Source organism: Stenotrophomonas sp. GD03930, from assembly GCF_029839665.1.
Taxonomy (GTDB): domain Bacteria; phylum Pseudomonadota; class Gammaproteobacteria; order Xanthomonadales; family Xanthomonadaceae; genus Stenotrophomonas; species Stenotrophomonas forensis.
Genome location: NZ_JAOCAV010000002.1, coordinates 262983 through 278403, shown reverse-complemented (window position 1 = coordinate 278403; position 15421 = coordinate 262983). Strand labels below are relative to the sequence as shown.

Annotated in this window: 15 protein-coding genes; 1 reads left to right on the top strand and 14 read right to left on the bottom strand. The window is 68.9% G+C overall.

The annotated features are described in order from the left end of the window. Positions 1-153 precede the first annotated feature (153 nt). From hisIE to hisS, 11 genes are all read right to left on the bottom strand, one after another. A complete protein-coding gene (gene hisIE / locus N5C18_RS12000; RefSeq protein ID WP_075674606.1) occupies positions 154-774 on the bottom strand; it encodes a bifunctional phosphoribosyl-AMP cyclohydrolase/phosphoribosyl-ATP diphosphatase HisIE in 621 nt (206 codons plus the stop codon). Further along, on the bottom strand, positions 764-1540 hold the full coding sequence (gene hisF, locus N5C18_RS11995) for an imidazole glycerol phosphate synthase subunit HisF (protein WP_279944689.1): 777 nt from the start codon (positions 1538-1540) through the stop codon (positions 764-766). The genes hisIE and hisF overlap by 11 nt, the downstream gene beginning before the upstream one ends. Then, positions 1534-2268 (bottom strand): 1-(5-phosphoribosyl)-5-[(5-phosphoribosylamino)methylideneamino]imidazole-4-carboxamide isomerase, encoded by a 735-nt coding sequence (gene hisA / locus N5C18_RS11990; RefSeq protein ID WP_279944688.1) that lies wholly within the window; start codon positions 2266-2268, stop codon positions 1534-1536. Before hisA ends, hisF begins: the two co-directional genes overlap by 7 nt. Then, entirely contained in the window at positions 2265-2867 is a 603-nt protein-coding gene (gene hisH, locus N5C18_RS11985; protein WP_164241107.1) for an imidazole glycerol phosphate synthase subunit HisH, read from the bottom strand. Before hisH ends, hisA begins: the two co-directional genes overlap by 4 nt. Next, positions 2864-3937, bottom strand: coding sequence for a bifunctional histidinol-phosphatase/imidazoleglycerol-phosphate dehydratase HisB (hisB, locus tag N5C18_RS11980; RefSeq protein WP_164241106.1), 1074 nt, complete (start codon positions 3935-3937; stop codon positions 2864-2866). The genes hisH and hisB overlap by 4 nt, the downstream gene beginning before the upstream one ends. Beyond that, positions 3934-5025 (bottom strand): histidinol-phosphate transaminase, encoded by a 1092-nt coding sequence (hisC, locus tag N5C18_RS11975; protein WP_279944687.1) that lies wholly within the window; start codon positions 5023-5025, stop codon positions 3934-3936. Before hisC ends, hisB begins: the two co-directional genes overlap by 4 nt. Next, entirely contained in the window at positions 5022-6317 is a 1296-nt protein-coding gene (hisD, locus tag N5C18_RS11970) for a histidinol dehydrogenase (RefSeq protein WP_053512040.1), read from the bottom strand. Before hisD ends, hisC begins: the two co-directional genes overlap by 4 nt. After that, on the bottom strand, positions 6314-7225 hold the full coding sequence (hisG, locus tag N5C18_RS11965) for an ATP phosphoribosyltransferase (protein ID WP_053512041.1): 912 nt from the start codon (positions 7223-7225) through the stop codon (positions 6314-6316). The genes hisD and hisG overlap by 4 nt, the downstream gene beginning before the upstream one ends. 34 nt (positions 7226-7259) lie before the next feature. Further along, the gene (locus N5C18_RS11960; protein WP_008267046.1) at positions 7260-7568 is read right to left on the bottom strand and encodes a YerC/YecD family TrpR-related protein; all 309 of its coding nucleotides are present in this window, start codon (positions 7566-7568) and stop codon (positions 7260-7262) included. Between the two features lie 409 nt (positions 7569-7977). Further along, on the bottom strand, positions 7978-8274 hold the full coding sequence (locus N5C18_RS11955; protein ID WP_279944686.1) for a hypothetical protein: 297 nt from the start codon (positions 8272-8274) through the stop codon (positions 7978-7980). Then, positions 8271-9668, bottom strand: coding sequence for a histidine--tRNA ligase (gene hisS, locus N5C18_RS11950; protein ID WP_053449593.1), 1398 nt, complete (start codon positions 9666-9668; stop codon positions 8271-8273). Before hisS ends, N5C18_RS11955 begins: the two co-directional genes overlap by 4 nt. A gap of 126 nt (positions 9669-9794) precedes the next feature. Here hisS and N5C18_RS11945 point away from each other — a divergent pair, with 126 nt between their 5' ends. Continuing rightward, a complete protein-coding gene (locus N5C18_RS11945) occupies positions 9795-10547 on the top strand; it encodes a helix-turn-helix domain-containing protein (protein WP_006436589.1) in 753 nt (250 codons plus the stop codon). 131 nt (positions 10548-10678) lie between these two features. Here N5C18_RS11945 and thrC read toward each other — a convergent pair whose 3' ends face one another. From thrC to thrA, 3 genes are read right to left on the bottom strand one after another with little or no spacing between them, the layout of a single operon-like run. Beyond that, positions 10679-11965, bottom strand: coding sequence for a threonine synthase (gene thrC / locus N5C18_RS11940; RefSeq protein ID WP_053510100.1), 1287 nt, complete (start codon positions 11963-11965; stop codon positions 10679-10681). Positions 11966-11994: 29 nt separating this feature from the next. Then, positions 11995-12909, bottom strand: coding sequence for a homoserine kinase (locus tag N5C18_RS11935; RefSeq protein WP_053510098.1), 915 nt, complete (start codon positions 12907-12909; stop codon positions 11995-11997). Continuing rightward, positions 12906-15410, bottom strand: a complete 2505-nt coding sequence (gene thrA, locus N5C18_RS11930; RefSeq protein ID WP_279944685.1) for a bifunctional aspartate kinase/homoserine dehydrogenase I — start codon at positions 15408-15410, stop codon at positions 12906-12908. The genes N5C18_RS11935 and thrA overlap by 4 nt, the downstream gene beginning before the upstream one ends. Positions 15411-15421 lie beyond the last annotated feature (11 nt).

Genomic DNA, 15421 nt, shown 5'->3' with positions numbered 1-15421 from the left:
ACGGTCCGGGAAAGAAGAAGACCCCCTATTGTAGTTTCCGTTGATGACATCGCGCACGCGTGGCGCATTGCCGGTAGTGCCGGCCGCTGGCCGGCAACCTCATGATCGTCGGGTATCGTGTGGTTGCCGGCCAGCGGCCGGCACTACCGCACCTCAACGATGGCGCTTTTCCAGCACCGCCCGCGCATCGTCCAGCGACAGCCCGCGCGCGCGCAGCAGTACCAGCAGGTGATACAGCAAATCCGAGGCCTCACCCAACAACGCCTCATCATCCTGCGCCACCGCCGCCAGCGCGGTTTCCACGCCCTCCTCGCCCACCTTCTGTGCGATACGGCGGATGCCGCCCTCGAACAGGCTGGTCGTGTAGCTGCCCGGCGGGCGCTGCGCCTCGCGCATCGCCACCAGCTGGCCCAGCCCGCCCAGGAAGTCCTTCGGCGCCTGGTCGAAACAGCTTTCGGCACCGGTGTGGCAGGTCGGTCCCGCCGGGCGTGCCATCACCAGCAGCGTATCGGCGTCGCAGTCGACACGGATCGACTGCACCACCAGCACGTTGCCGGACTGCTCGCCCTTGGTCCACAAGCGCTGCTTGCTGCGGCTGAAAAAGGTCATGTGACCGATCGCCAGCGTGGCCGCCAGCGATTCGGCGCTCACATAGCCCAGCATCAGTACCTGCAGGGTATCGGCATCCTGTACCACCGCCGGCAGCAGGCCGTCGCCCTTGCCCCAGTCCAGCGCCTGCAGCGCGTCCAGTGACGGCCTGACTTCAATAGACATCCCGCACCTCGATCTGCTGTCCGCGCAGGTAGCGCTTCAATTCCGGAATGGCGATGGCGCCGCTGTGGAACACGCTGGCCGCCAGGGCCCCGTCAACGTCGGCCTGGTCGAAGGCCTCGGCGAAATGCTCCATCGCACCGGCACCCCCGGAGGCGATCAGCGGCACCTGGCACAGGGCCCGTGCCTGCTGCAGCTGCGCGACATCGTAGCCACGGCGCACGCCATCGCTGTCCATGCAGTTCAGAACGATTTCGCCGGCCCCGCGCTGCTGTGCCTCCACGATCCAGTCCAGGGTGCGCACCGGCACCGCCTGGGTCTTGCCCGGGTCACCGCTGAAGCGACGCACGCGCCACTGCCCATCGGCCTCGCGCACCGAGTCGACACCGACCACCACGCACTGCACGCCGAACTCGTCCGCCAACTCGGTGATCAGCTGCGGGCGACCCAACGCCGGCGAGTTGATCGACACCTTGTCGGCACCAGCGAACAGCACGCGACGCGCGGTTTCCACGGTGTCGATGCCACCGGCCACGCAGAACGGGATGTCGATCAGGCGTGCGATGCGCTCGATCCAAGCCACGTCCACCGAACGCGCCTCGGGACTGGCGCCGATGTCATAGAACACCAGCTCGTCGGCGCCCTGGTCGCGGTAGCGCTGCGCCAGCTCGGCGATGTCGCCCATGTCGACGTGGTCGCGGAAGCGCACGCCCTTGACCACGCGCCCATCGCGCACGTCCAGGCAGGGAATGATCCGGCGGCTCAACATGCCAACGCCTCCGCCAGGTCCATGCGCTGCTCCAGCAAGGCCTTGCCGAGGATGGCGCCGCCGCAGCCCGCATCACGCGCCTCGCCGACATCGGCCACGTCGCGGATACCACCGGACGCCTGCACGGCCACGCCCGGCAACAGCGCCGAGAGGTGCGCGTACAGCCCGATGTTCGGCCCGGCCAGCATGCCGTCGCGGGCGATATCGGTGCACAGCAGGTGGCGCATGCCGGCGCGCGCGTAGCGCAGGGCCAGGTCATCCAGCGTCACCCCGGCGTTCTCGGTCCAGCCGTGCACCGGCAGCTGCCACTGGCCCTGGGCATCCTGCCGTGCGTCCAGCGCAATGGTGATGCGCTCGGCGCCGAATTCATCGAGCCATCCGACCACCTCATCGGGGCGGCGCACCGCCAGTGAACCGACGACCACGCGACCGGCGCCGGCGTCGAGAATGCGTGCCAGGTCGTCGCGGCCACGCACGCCACCGCCGGTCTGCACCTGCAGCGCCGTCTGCGCGCGGATCGCCGCCAGCAATGGCGCCAGCGTATAGCCACCGGCGCGCGCAGCATCGAGGTCGACCAGATGCATCCACTGCGCGCCCTGCGCGGCGAAGGCCTGCGCACGCGGCAATGGATCATCGCCATACGAGGTTTCCTGCGCGTAGTCGCCCTGGCGCAGCCGCACCACGCGGCCATCACGGATATCCAGCGCGGGGTAAACGATGAAGCTCATGCAGCGGTGCCCTCAAGGAAGTTGCGCAGCATCCGCGAACCGGTTTCGCCCGAGCGCTCGGGGTGGAACTGCGCGCCGTAATAGCGCCCCTGCTCCACCACCGCAGTGAACAGGCCACCGTGGTCGCAGGCGGCGACGGTGTGGGTATTGAGTGGCGCGGCATAGCTGTGCACGAAGTAGGCGCTGGCGCGCTCCGGCACGCCCTGCAGCAGCAGCGATTCGCGCAGCGGCAGCAGGCGGTTCCAGCCCATGTGCGGCACGCGGATGCCACACGCTGGCACCAGCTTGCGCACTACCCCGGGAATCAGCCCGAGTGTCTCCACGCCGGCTTCCTCGGAACGCTCGAACAGCAGCTGCATGCCCAGGCAGATGCCCATCAGCGGCACCTCCAGTCGCTGCAACGGCTCCACCAGCCCCTGCGCATGCAGGCGCTGCATGCCCGGGCCTGCGGCACCCACGCCCGGCAGAATCACCCGCTGCGCGCCGACCAGGCCGTCCGCATCACGCACCAGCCGTACCGTCGCCCCCAGGCGCTCGAGCGCATAGCGCACCGAGCCCAGGTTGGCGCCGCCGGCATCGATCAGCGCGACGTCGCTCACAACGCCCCCTTGGTGCTCGGCAACGCCGTACCCTGGCGGGCCAGTGCCGGGCGCAACGCGCGCGCCAGGGCCTTGAAGCAGGCCTCCACTTTGTGGTGATCGTTGTCGCCGCGCACCTGCAGGTTGAGGTTCAGGCCACTGGCATCGCACAGCGAGCGGAAGAAATGCGGTACCAGCTCGGTTGGCATGTCGCCCACCCGCTCGCGCTTGAACTCGCCCTCGAACACGAAGTACGGGCGTCCGCTGAAATCCAGCGCGGCGCTGGCCAGCGTTTCATCCATCGGCAGAGTGAAGCCGTAGCGGCCAATGCCGCGTTTGTCGCCCAGTGCTTCGCGCAGCGCCTGCCCCAGGGCAAGACCCGTGTCTTCGATGGTGTGGTGCTCGTCGATGTGCAGGTCGCCCTCGGCCTGGATGTCCAGCGCGAAGCCACCGTGCTTTCCGATCTGTTCGAGCATGTGGTCGAAGAACGGCAGGCCCGTGGAGATGCGCGCATCGCCGACTCGATCCAGGTCCAGCTCAACGCGGATCCTCGTTTCTTTCGTATTGCGCTGGACCACTGCGGTACGCGGTGCGTCGGCCAGGGCGTGGGCGATGCCCGGCCAGTCCCACTCACCACCAAATTGTTCGGTGCGCAGCTGGAAGCCACGGACGTTGAGGTTGTCGGCAAACTGCAGGTCGGTGATGCGATCGCCGACCATGCCCGAACGCGCCCAATCGATGCTGCGGTCCTGCAGGTAAGCCGTCATCAGGCCGATGCCCGGCTTGCGGGTCGGCGCATTGTCCTGCGGCCAGCTGCAGTCGATCAGGACGTCACGGAAGGTGATGCCCTGGCTTTCGAAGATCTGCAGCATCAGGTCGTTGGGACCCTCGAAGCTGGCACGCGGATAGCTCTCGCTGCCCAGGCCATCCTGGTTGGTGACGATCACGAACTGGTAGCCGGCGTCGCGCAGCTTCAGCAGCGCCGGAATCACCTGCGGCACGAAGCGCAGCTTCTCGTAGGCGTCGATCTGGAAGTCGGCCGGCTCCTCGATGAGGGTGCCGTCGCGGTCGATGAACAGGATCGGGGTCATGCCGCGGCCCTCCGCGCCGACAGGGCCGCAAGCACGCGGTCATTGTCTTCGGGGCTGCCGATGCTGATGCGCAGCGCGTCGCCCAGCTGGGGCGCGGCGCGCTGGTCACGCACCACCACCCCGGCTTCCAGCAACGTGTCGAATGCGGCCTGCGCGTCGGCGAAGCGGACCAGCAGGTAGTTGCCGGCCGAGGCATACACCCGGCGCACACCGGCCAGGCCGGCCAGTGCCGTGCATAGACGCTTGCGCTCGGCGATGACCGTGGCCACGCGCTCGGCCGTACGCGCCAGGGCAGCCGGTTGCAGGGCCTGCACGGCCAGTTCCGCACATGGGGTCGGCACCGGGTACGGCGCCTGGCAACGGCGCAGCACGGCGATCAGATCCGGTGCGGCAATGAGGGCTCCGACGCGCGCCGCAGCCAGTGCATGCGCCTTGGACAACGTGCGCAGCACCGCCAGGTTGGCATGCGCGGCCAACAGCGTAGTCGCAGATGCACGCTGCGCGTACTCGACGTAGGCCTCGTCCACGACCACCAGCGCTTGCCCGCGCAATGCAACCGCCACACGCTCGACCTCGTCCAGGGCGATGTCACTGCCAGCGGGGTTCGACGGTGCGCACAGAAATACCAGCTTGACGCGCTGCTCCCGTGCCGTGCGGATGACCGCATCGAGATCGGCGCGCAAGCCATCCTCGCCATCGACCAGCGGCACATCAATCAACGGCGCACCCTGCAGTCGCGCGCAGACGGCATACATGCCGAACACCGGCGAGGTCACCAGCACGCCATCGCGACCCGGCACGCACAGGGCGCGCACCAGCAGATCGATGGCTTCGTCACTGCCACGGCCGACCAGCAGCTGCTGCGGCGTCACGCCGTACAGCGCTGCCAGGCCCTCACGCAGCGCCAACGGCTGCGGTTCCGGATAGCGCCGGCTGCTGCCTGCGGCATCGGCCGGATTGGCCCAGGCCGATTCGTTGGCGTTCAACCAGACCTCACCCTGCACCGCCGCGCTGCGCGCCGAGCTGTAGCCGGCGAAGGCCTGCAGATCCCGGCGCACCAGCGCCAGCACATCGTCAATGGCGCTCATGCCGCCACCTCCATGCGCAGCGCCACCGCACGCTCATGCGCATCCAGTCCTTCGGCACGGGCGATGATGCGCGCGCAGCCACCAATCGCTGCCAGGCCGTCGGCGCTGGCACTCTGCACGCTGATCAGGTTCTGGAAGCTGGCCACGCTGACACCACTGTAGGCACGCGCGGCACCGGCGGTAGGCAGCACGTGGTTGGTACCACTGCAGTAGTCGCCCAGTGCTTCCGGGGTGTAGTCGCCGAGGAACACCGAGCCGGCGGCCTGCACCTGGCCCAGCCAGTCGCGCGGTTCGCGCAGGGCCAGGATCAGGTGCTCGGGCGCATAGCGGTTGCTGATCGCAAAGGCCTCGTCCAACGTCTCGACCTGGATCAGCCGCGACGCCGACAATGCCTGGCGCGCGATCTGCTGCCGCGGCAGCAATGCCACCTGGCGCTCTACTTCCGCCTCAACCGCGGCCAGCATCGCCGCGTCGTCGGTCAGCAGCAGCACCTGCGAATCCGGGCCGTGCTCGGCCTGCGACAACAGATCGGCAGCGACGAACGCTGGGGTGGCGCCGGCATCGGCAATCACCAGCACTTCCGACGGGCCCGCCGGCATGTCGATGGCGGCGGCGCCGCCCTGCGCGACCTGCTGCTTGGCTTCGGTGACGAAGCTGTTACCCGGCCCGAACAGCTTGTCGCAGGCCGGGATGGTGGCGGTGCCATAGGCCATCGCGGCGATCGCCTGCGCGCCGCCGAGCTTGAACACGCGCTGCACGCCGGTCAGGCGGGCGGCTACCAGCACCGCCGGATCGGCGCTGCCATCGGCACGCGGCGGCGTGCACAGCACCACCTGCGGGCACCCGGCCAGCTGTGCCGGCACGCCCAGCATCAGTGCCGTGGACGGCAGCGGCGCGCTGCCCGCCGGCACATACAGGCCGACGCGGCCGATCGGCCGCAGCATGCGTTCACAGACCACGCCCGGCGCGGTTTCAACTGCATAGCCTTTACCCATGCCGGCGGCGTGGAAGCGCGCGATGCGCTCGGCGGCGTCCACCATCGCCTGGCGCAGTTCGGCGGGCACGGCGGCTTCAGCAGCGGCGAATTCGGCTTCGGAAACTTCAAACGAGGCCAGCTCGACACCGTCGAAGCGCGCGGTGATCGCACGCAGCGCGTCGTCGCCCAGTGCACGCACCTGCGCGATCAGCGCGGCCACGGCATCGCGGGTCTGCTGCGCCACGGTCTGCACCGGGCGGGTCAATGCCGCGCTGCGGGCGGGCTCATCAAGTCGGGACCAGATCAGACGGTTCATGCCAGCGACCGCTCCACGCTCAGTACCATCAGGCCCTGCGCACCGGCGCGCTCGAGTTCTTCCATGCGCTGCCAGCTCAACGGGCCGGGGCACATGGTCTGCAGGCGCAGCGCGCCGCCATCGGCCGGCAGCCGCACCAATGGTTCGGCATCAGCCAGCAGCTGTGCCAGCGCATCGACGCGATCCTCGCTGGCGCGGAACATCAGCAGCTTGCGGTCCTGGCGCTGCACCACGCCATCGAGGCGGCGCAGCAGCATCGCGCGCAGCGAGGCGCGCGCATCGTCCGGCTCGCGCACTGCACCGGCCAGCACCGCTTCGCTGTCGAGCAGGTTGTGCACCGGGGTCAACTGGTTGGCGCGCAGCGTGGCGCCGCTGGACACCAGATCGCAGATCAGGTCGGCGGTGCCCAGGCGCGGAGCGATTTCCACCGAACCGGACAGCTCGACCACCTGTGCGTCCACGCCCTGCTCGGCCAGCCACTGCGTGAGGATGGCCGGATAGCTGGTGGCGATGCGGGTACCGGCCAGCTGCGCCGGACCCTGCCACTGCCATTCCTCGGGCACCGCCAGCATCAGCCGGCACTGGCCAAAGCCCAGCCCACGCAGCGCCTGGTAGGCGTCGGGCAGGCCGATCTGGCGGCGTGCCGCGGCCTGTTCGTCCAGCTCGTTGCGACCGACGATGCCGAGGTCGCAGACGCCGTCGGCGATCAGGCCGGGGATGTCGTCGTCGCGCACCAGCAGCAGGTCCACCGGCAGCGATTCGCCGTAGCAGAACAGCTTGTCACGGCTCTCGCGCCAGCTCAGGCCGCAGGCGCTGAGCAGGTTGCGGGCGGGTTCGGCCAGCCGGCCACTCTTCTGGATGGCGATACGCAACCGGTCTCGTGCCGGCGCTGCCTGGGTTGCACTCATGGGGGAGGTCTCGAAGGTCGGAACGGGGCGCGGATCAGCGCGAAGCAAGGCGGTCGATGGCGGCGGCATAGCCTCGATGGCCATGTTCGAGCGTGCGCGCCACGCGCCCGGTGGTGGTCACGCTGACGCCGGTGCGCTCGTGGATCTCGCGGTATGGCACGCCCTGCTGCAGCAACGGCACCACTTTCCATCGATCGGCCATGGCTTCCAGCTCGGCCGGGGTACACAGGTCACGCAGGAAGGCCTCGACCTGTTCCGGCTCGCGCAGCGCGGCAAAGGCCTGGGCCAGGGCCTGCAGGTCGGCCTTCGGGTCTTTGGCGGCAATCTCGGGGCGGGCTTTCACGGGGTCGTTTCCATGCATCAATGTAATAGCGCGTTAGTACATTAACGCATTCTTGCGCAGTGCGTCAAATCGTGGCTTGGGGGGCATGGCAGGGCTGCCGCCCTGCACCCGCAGAGGCATGAGCAACGGCAAAAGCCGGGCTACTGAGGGTTGGCGGACTGGGTCCGGTGGCAGGGGACGCCGTGAACCCGTCCATGGGGGCTTGGTCGCGGCATCCATGCCGCTCACACCCCTGCCACCGGACCCACCCCGCCTTCGACAGTTTCCCGCGATCTTTCAGAACGGCGTGGGTCGCATCGAAACCGGCTTTTTGTAGAGTCGAGCCATGCTCGACTGCTGTTTGCCCTGAAACGCAGAACGCCCACCAAAGGGCGGGCGTTCTTCTTTTAAATCAGCCATTTGGAAACAATCAGGGCGAGCAGCGGACCTCCGCCTGCAGCGCACCACGCCGCAGGCACTCCCCGAACAGGCTGCCCTGCCGGCTTGGCACGGACTGGGTGTTCTCCAGCTCACCTGCGCCCGTCGGGCACTTCCGTGAGGCCAGGGCCCGCAGGTCCTCCTCCAGCTGCGCGCGATCGATCACATGGCAACGATCGACCTGCAACCGGTACTGCGCCTTCCCGATCCGGGCGCTGTGCAGCGCCGGATCACTCTGGCAACCCGCCAGCAGGAGCACGCTCAACGCTCCTGCGGCGGCTCGCTTCATGCCATCGCCTTGGACTGCTCCAGCTCCACCTGCAGCGTGCTGGCCAGCTCGTCGCGCGATACTTCGAACTGCTGCTCGCGCAGCAGGTCCTTCACCGCCACCACGCCGCGGGCCAGCTCGTCCTCGCCCGCCAGCACCACGAAGCGGATGCCGGCCTTGGCCGCGTACTGGAACTGCTTGCCGATCTTCTTCGGCTCCATCTGCACCTCGGTGTTGATGCCACCGGCACGCAGGCGGCGGGCGATATCCAGCGACTGCGGCATGCCCTGCTCGTCCATCAGCGCGACCAGTGCCTGCACGCTGCTGCCTTCGATGCCATCGATCAGGCCAGCCTCGCGCAGCTGCCAGAACAGGCGCGACAGGCCGATGGAGATGCCCACGCCCGGTAGCTTGGACTTGCTGTAGTGGCTGGCCAGGTCTTCGTAACGGCCGCCCGAGCAGATCGAGCCGATCTGCGGGTGGTCGGTCAGCGTGGTCTCGTAGACGGTGCCGGTGTAGTAATCCAGGCCGCGGGCGATGGAGAAATTCAGGCAGTACGCGGATTCCGGCACGCCCAGCGCCTGCACCAGCTGCAGCACTTCGCGCAGCTCGGCCACGCCGGTACGCAGGGTTTCCGACGAAGCCGCACCGGCCTCCAGCGCGGCCAGCTGCGCGAGCGCATCGGCATGGCCCTGCGAACGCACGGCGACGAAGGCCAGGATCTTCTCGACCTGCTCGGCCGGAATGCCGAAGTCCTCGCCCACCAGCGTCTCGCGCACGTAGTCGGCGCCACGCTTGTCCAGCTTGTCCACTTCGCGCAGCACGGCCAGCTGGCGTTCGCCCTCGGCCACGCCCAGGCTCTCGAAGAAACCGCGCATCAGCTTGCGGTTGTTCAGCTGGATGCTGAAATCACCAATCCGCAGTTCCGAGAACACCGCATGGATGACCGCCAGCACTTCGGCGTCGTAACGCACGCTCAGGCTGTCCTTGCCGATCACATCGATGTCGCACTGGTAGAACTCGCGGAAGCGGCCGCGCTGGGCGCGCTCGCCGCGGTAGACGCGCTGCATCTGGTAGCGGCGGAACGGGAAGGTCAGTTCATGCTCGTGCTCGGCCACATAGCGCGCCAGCGGCACGGTGAGGTCGAAGCGCAGCGCCATTTCCGGCAGCGAGCGGTCGCCCGATTCGGCGGCATTGGCCAGCGCACCGGTGGACTGCACGAAGTACACCTGGCGCTCGGTCTCGCCACCGGACTTGGTCAGCAGCACGTCGGACAGCTCGAACACCGGCGTCTCCACCGGCAGGAACCCGAAGCGCTCGTAGTTGCGGCGGATCACGTCCAGCATGCGCTGGAACGCAATCTGCTCGCGCGGCAGCAGTTCAAGGGTGCCGGGCGGGGTACGGGGCTTGATCACGGGCGGAACTCCTGCTGGAACGGGACGTGGGAGGGGGCGACATTCTAGCGCCCCCACCTCGGGCAGGGTCGAACGGCCGCTTGAAGTATCATAAGGCCCTCCCCGACCGCGATACGCCCCCGCAACATGTCACGGCCTTCCGGCGCTCCGCCCGCCAACAACGATCCCGCCTCGCCGTCCTGCCCCACGCTGGACTGCCTGCACTGCTCGGTTCGCCACCTGGCGGTGTGCTCGGCGCTGTCGCCCGACGAAGTGCAGGCGTTGGAGCAGGTCACTGTTTCACAGCAGGTCAGCATGGGCAGCACATTGGCCCGCACCGGCGAAGAGCGTGACCATGTCTATACATTGACCGCCGGGGCGCTGCGCCTGGTGCGCACCCTGGCCGACGGCCGCCGCCAGATCAACGGTTTCGTGCTGCCCGGGGACTACCTCGGCCTCAGCAGCAGCGATCATCACCGCTACGACATCGAGGCCATCGCCGACAGCCGCGTGTGCCGCGTCGCACTGCCGCAGATGAAGGTGTTGCGCAGCCGTTTCCCGCACCTGGAGCGCAAGCTGCTGCAGCGCGCCTGCCAGGAACTGGATGCCGCGCAGGACGCCGCATTGGCACTGGCGCGCCTGCAGCCGGCCGAGAAGCTGGCCGACTTCCTGCTGCGCCTGGCCGCGCGCGAGGCCCGCCTCGGCGGTGACGGCCTGCGCGTATCGCTGCCGATGGGCCGCGGCGACATCGCCGACCATCTCGGCCTGACCATGGAAACGGTCAGCCGCACCTTCACCAAGCTGCGCCAGCAGGGCCTGATCGCCCTGCCCCACCTGAACGTGGTGGAGATCCTCGACGAGGACGGGCTGCGCGAACTGGCCGGTGAAGGGTTGATCTGACCGCATCGCGGTTCATGGGATTGCCGGCCAGCGGCCGGCACTACCCCTGCTGCATCCATCCGGTCATGCCCAACCCGTGTGCATCCTTCCGGTAGTGCCGGCCGCTGGCCGGCAACCGTGCCCCGCCTCGGTCAGCGCAGCAGCACTTCGCGCAGCGCGGCATAGTCAGCCGCGAGCGGTTCAGCGTGCGCTGGCCGCTGCAACAGCGCACCCAATGCCGGCGGCACCGCCACCGGGGCGCCGATCAACGGCTCGACCACCGCTTCGAACTTGGCCGGATGCGCGGTGGCCACCACCGCCCAGTCGCCCTTGGCGCCGCGTGCACGCAGGTCCTGCAGGACCTTGACCGCCGTGGCCGTATGCGGGCAGAACAGCTCGCCACCGCTGGCGTGCGCCGCAGCAATGGTGGCGCGGATGGTGACGTCGTCCACCGCGAACGCACGGAAGGCTGCGCGCAGTTCGGCATCATCGCCGTGGTAGAGCCAGCGCAGGCGCTCGAAGTTGCTCGGCGCACCCACATCCATCGCATTGGCCACCGTGGCGACGCTGGGCTGGGGATGGTAGTCACCGCCATTGAAGTAGGCCGGAAGTACCGCATTGGCATTGGTGGCCAGCACGATCTGCCCGATCGGCACACCCAGTGCGCGCGCCAGCACTGCGGCCATCGCGTTGCCGAGGTTGCCGGTCGGCACCACCAGATTGAGCCGGCGACGGGTTTCGGCATGATGGGTCAGTGCCGCATGCGCGTAGTAGCTCATCTGCGGCAGCAGGCGGCCCAGGCTGATGCTGTTGGCCGAGCTCAACGGCACCTGCACCTGCAGTTCGCGGTCGGCCAGCGCCTGCTTGACCATCGCCTGGCAATCGTCGAATGCACCGGCCACCCGCAGGGCCTGGATGTTGTCGCCGAAACAGCCGAGCTGGTGCGCCTGCCGTGGCGACACGCGGCCATCCGGATACAGCACCACCACGCGCACGCCGGGTTGGCGATGGAACGCCGCTGCCACCGCTGCACCGGTATCACCGGATGTGGCAACGACAATCGTCAGGTCGCGGCCCTTGCCCGCCTGCAGCCGCGACAGCGTACCAGCGAGGAAGCGCGCACCGATGTCCTTGAACGCCGCCGTCGGCCCATGGAACAGCTCCAGCACGTGGTCACCGCCGCCGAGCGGGCGCAGCGGCACCGGGAAGTCGAACGCTTCGCGGCAGATCGCCGGAAGCGCGGTCTCAAGTGCGTCGCCAGCAAAGAACGGTGCCAGCAGATCGGCGGCGGTATCGGCCAGGGTCGGCCCGGCCTGCAGTTCGCGGGCGGCCGGCAGAAGCGCGGGGACATACAGCCCGCCATCGGGCGCCAATCCGGCGGCGATCGCCGCGCTGAGGCCGACGGCCGGAGACTGGCCGCGGGTCGAAACAAATTGCATGGGTTCGGTATCCAGAGAAGGGGAAGGATTCAGCACAGCCGGGCTCCCGGCGCATCCAGCGGCGATACCCAGGCGTCGCTGTCGAAGCCGGCCGCAGCGAACGCTGCCTGCACCGGCGCCGCAGCGGCACGCGCCTGGTCGGCATCCTCGAACCAAGCGAACACGCTGGGTCCGGCGCCGGAGATGCCCGCACCCATTGCATGGGACGACAGCGCCGCATCACGGGCGGCTTCGAAGCCGGCAATCAGTCCGGCCCGTCGCGGTTCGACCAGCACATCGCGCAGGCCCGCGCGTACCAGCGCCGCGTCGCTGCGATGGCAGCCACTGAGCACCAGCGCGAGGTTCGCGCTCTGTGCCACGAACTCGCCCAGCGCATAGCTGCCCTGCAGGGCCTGGCGGGCACGGCGCGTTTCCAGCACCGCGTGCGGATGCACCAGCAGGCTGTGCCAGCTGGCAGGCACCGGGATCGGCAGCAGGCGATCGGCGGTGCACAATGCCAGTCCCCCCAGTAGCAGCGGACCGACGTTGTCACCGTGGCGGCCGCCACTGGCCACCGCCTCGCCATCCAGCGCATGCGGGTACAACGCTTCGCGTGGCAGCGGCGCATCCAGCAGCGCATTGGCCGCGACCAGCGCCGCAACACTCGACGCCGCCGAGCCGCCCATGCCGGAGCCGAACGGAATGCCCTTGTCGATCTCGACGGCGAAACCGAAGTCCAGGCCCAGCCGTTCGCGCAGCGACATCAACGCAGCACCCGCCGTGTTCCCGGCCGCGTCCAGCGGCAGTTCCACCGCGCTGCCACGGATCGCCTCGATGCGCACCACCGGTTCGTCGATCCGGCGCACGCTTACGGTATCGCCGACCCCGGCGATGGCATGGCCGAGAATGTCGAATCCCACTGCCACGTTGGCCACCGAGGCGGGTGCGTATGCACGTGCGATCACAGGCGCGCTCCTTCACCGGCCGCCACACGCAGCAGATCGGCGAACACACCGGCCGCGGTGACTTCCGGGCCAGCCCCCGGCCCCTGCACAACCAGTGGGTTGTCGCAGTAGCGGCGGGTACGGAACTGCACCACGTTGTCGGTCAGCCGCAGATTGGCGAAGGCGTGGTCGGCCGGCAGCTCCTGCAGGCCCACCGAGGCACCGTCGGCGCCGAGCTTGGCGACATAGCGCAGCACGGCGCCACGCGCGCGTGCCTCCTGCAGCCGCTGCAGCAGGCTGGCATCGGACTCGCCCAGCCTTGCCATGAACGCATCCACGCTGCCGTCGCGCAGCAGGGCCGGCACCAGGCTTTCCACCTGCACCTGCTCCAGGCTGAGCGCGTGGCCGGCCTCGCGGGCGAGGATCACCAGTTTGCGCGCCACGTCCACGCCGGACAGATCATCGCGCGGGTCCGGTTCGGTGTAACCCATCGACCGTGCCTGCGCGACCAGCGCCGAGAACGGCTGGCTGCCATCGAAGCGATTGAACAACCAGGCCAGCGTGCCAGAGAAGATGCCTTCGATCGCCAGCACCTCGTCACCGGTATCCACCAGGTCGCGCAGCGTGGTGATGACCGGCAGGCCCGCACCCACCGTGGCCTCGTAACGGAAACGCGCGCCACTGGCCGCCGCCGCGGCACGGATGCGCTGGTAGCGCGGCAACGGCCCTGCGCCGGCCTGCTTGTTCGGCGTGACCACATGGATGCCGGCGGCCAGCCAGCCCTCGTAGCGCTCGGCCACCTCGGCACTGCCACTGCAGTCGATCACCACCGCGTGCGGCAGGTGCGCAGCCAGCAGGTGCTCGGTGAAGCAATCCAGGTCGCTGGACTCGCCGGCTTCCTGCAATGCCTGGCGCCAGTCGGCATGCAGGCCATCCACTTCCAGGCGCATGCGCGAACGCGAGGCCAGCGCACGCAGGCGCAGGTCGACATTGGCCTTGGCCAGCAACTGCGGGCGCGCGGCCAGCAACTGGTCCAGCAGCGCGGCACCGACATTGCCCGGCCCGATCACGCCCACTGCGAACGTTTGCGGCGACAGCCAGAAGCCCGCATGTGCGGCGCGCAGCGCGCGGGTGGCATCGGCACTGTCCACCGCCACCGAGATGTTGCGTTCGGACGAACCCTGCGCGATCGCCAGGATGTTCACCTGCGCACGGCCCAGCGCCTCGAACAGGCGCGCCGCCACACCGGGCTGGCCGGCCATGCCGTCACCGACCGCGGCCAGCACGCTGACCCCCTCGCTGACCTGCACGCGCTGCACCTGGCCCACCGACAACTCATGCGCGAACACATGCAGCAGGGCGTCGCGACCGCGCGCAGCTTCGGCGGCACGCACCACGCAGCAGATTGAATGTTCCGACGAACCCTGCGAGATCATCACCACCGACACCTGCGCCTGGCGCAGGGCGGCGAACACGCGCTCGGCGGTACCCGGCACGCCAATCAGGCCGGTGCCTTCCAGGTTCAGCAGGGCCAAGCCGGGGCTCAGGGTCAGGCCCTTCACCGGCCCGCGCGGCGAGCGCTCGGCGCTGATGCGCGTGCCCGGATGCGCCGGCTGGAAGGTGTTGCGGATGAAGATCGGCAGCCCGAGGCGGATGGCCGGTGACATCGTCTGCGGGTGCACCACCTTGGCGCCGAAGTAGGCCAGTTCGCAGGCCTCGTCATAGCTCAGCGATTCCAGCTGCACCGCCTCGGGCACCAGCCGCGGATCTGCCGACAGCACGCCATCGACGTCGGTCCAGATGTGCAGCTCATCGGCGTTGAACAGCGCGGCGAAGATCGCCCCGGAATAGTCGCTGCCGTTGCGGCCGAGCGTGGTGATGCGGTCATGGCGGTCACGCGCCACGAAACCGGTGGCGACCAGGCGCAGCTGCGGATGCTGCAGGCGCCACTTGGCCAGGCGGTCCGCACTGGCCTCCCAGTCGACATCGACGCCCAGTTCGCCATGCCCGACCACCAGCACCTCGCGCGCGTCGAGCACCGCGCAGTCTTCGCCCAAGGCACGCAGGTGGGTGCCGAGCAGCTGTGCGGAGAACACTTCGCCCAGGCCCTGCACGCGGTCCAGCACCTCGCGCGGCAGCTCGCCGATCACCGCCAGCGCGGCCAGCACCTCGGCCAGCTGCTCGAAGCGCGCGTCGATCCATTCCACGGTATCGCCCACCTGCTCGCCCAGCAGCGCCACCGCAGCACCACGATGGCGCGCGCGCAGCGCATGCCAGGCCTCGCGCCAGCCTTCGTCACCCTTGGCGGCCAACTGGGCCAGCTCGATCAGCGCATCGGTGACACCCTTCATGGCCGAGACGACGGTGACCTGCAGCGATTCGGGGCGGGCCAGTAGCAGGCCGGCAACATGGCGGTAGCGTTCGGCGTCGGCTACCGAGGTGCCACCGAACTTGTGCACGACGATGGACGGCGCAGCCAGGTCGGCCGGAGCAACGGAATGGGCGGGGGCGTGGGAAGACATGCAGACCTCGG

What these genes read in the sequence shown, in the direction of transcription:
- hisIE (WP_075674606.1), bottom strand. Translation starts at nt 774, where the DNA reads ATGTCTATTGAAGTCAGGCCGTCACTGGACGCGCTGCAGGCGCTGGAC.
- hisF (WP_279944689.1), bottom strand. Translation starts at nt 1,540, where the DNA reads ATGTTGAGCCGCCGGATCATTCCCTGCCTGGACGTGCGCGATGGGCGC.
- hisA (WP_279944688.1), bottom strand. Translation starts at nt 2,268, where the DNA reads ATGAGCTTCATCGTTTACCCCGCGCTGGATATCCGTGATGGCCGCGTG.
- hisB (WP_164241106.1), bottom strand. Translation starts at nt 3,937, where the DNA reads ATGACCCCGATCCTGTTCATCGACCGCGACGGCACCCTCATCGAGGAG.
- hisC (WP_279944687.1), bottom strand. Translation starts at nt 5,025, where the DNA reads ATGAGCGCCATTGACGATGTGCTGGCGCTGGTGCGCCGGGATCTGCAG.
- hisD (WP_053512040.1), bottom strand. Translation starts at nt 6,317, where the DNA reads ATGAACCGTCTGATCTGGTCCCGACTTGATGAGCCCGCCCGCAGCGCG.
- hisG (WP_053512041.1), bottom strand. Translation starts at nt 7,225, where the DNA reads ATGAGTGCAACCCAGGCAGCGCCGGCACGAGACCGGTTGCGTATCGCC.
- N5C18_RS11955 (WP_279944686.1), bottom strand. Translation starts at nt 8,274, where the DNA reads ATGAAGCGAGCCGCCGCAGGAGCGTTGAGCGTGCTCCTGCTGGCGGGT.
- N5C18_RS11945 (WP_006436589.1), top strand. Translation starts at nt 9,795, where the DNA reads ATGTCACGGCCTTCCGGCGCTCCGCCCGCCAACAACGATCCCGCCTCG.
- thrC (WP_053510100.1), bottom strand. Translation starts at nt 11,965, where the DNA reads ATGCAATTTGTTTCGACCCGCGGCCAGTCTCCGGCCGTCGGCCTCAGC.
- thrA (WP_279944685.1), bottom strand. Translation starts at nt 15,410, where the DNA reads ATGTCTTCCCACGCCCCCGCCCATTCCGTTGCTCCGGCCGACCTGGCT.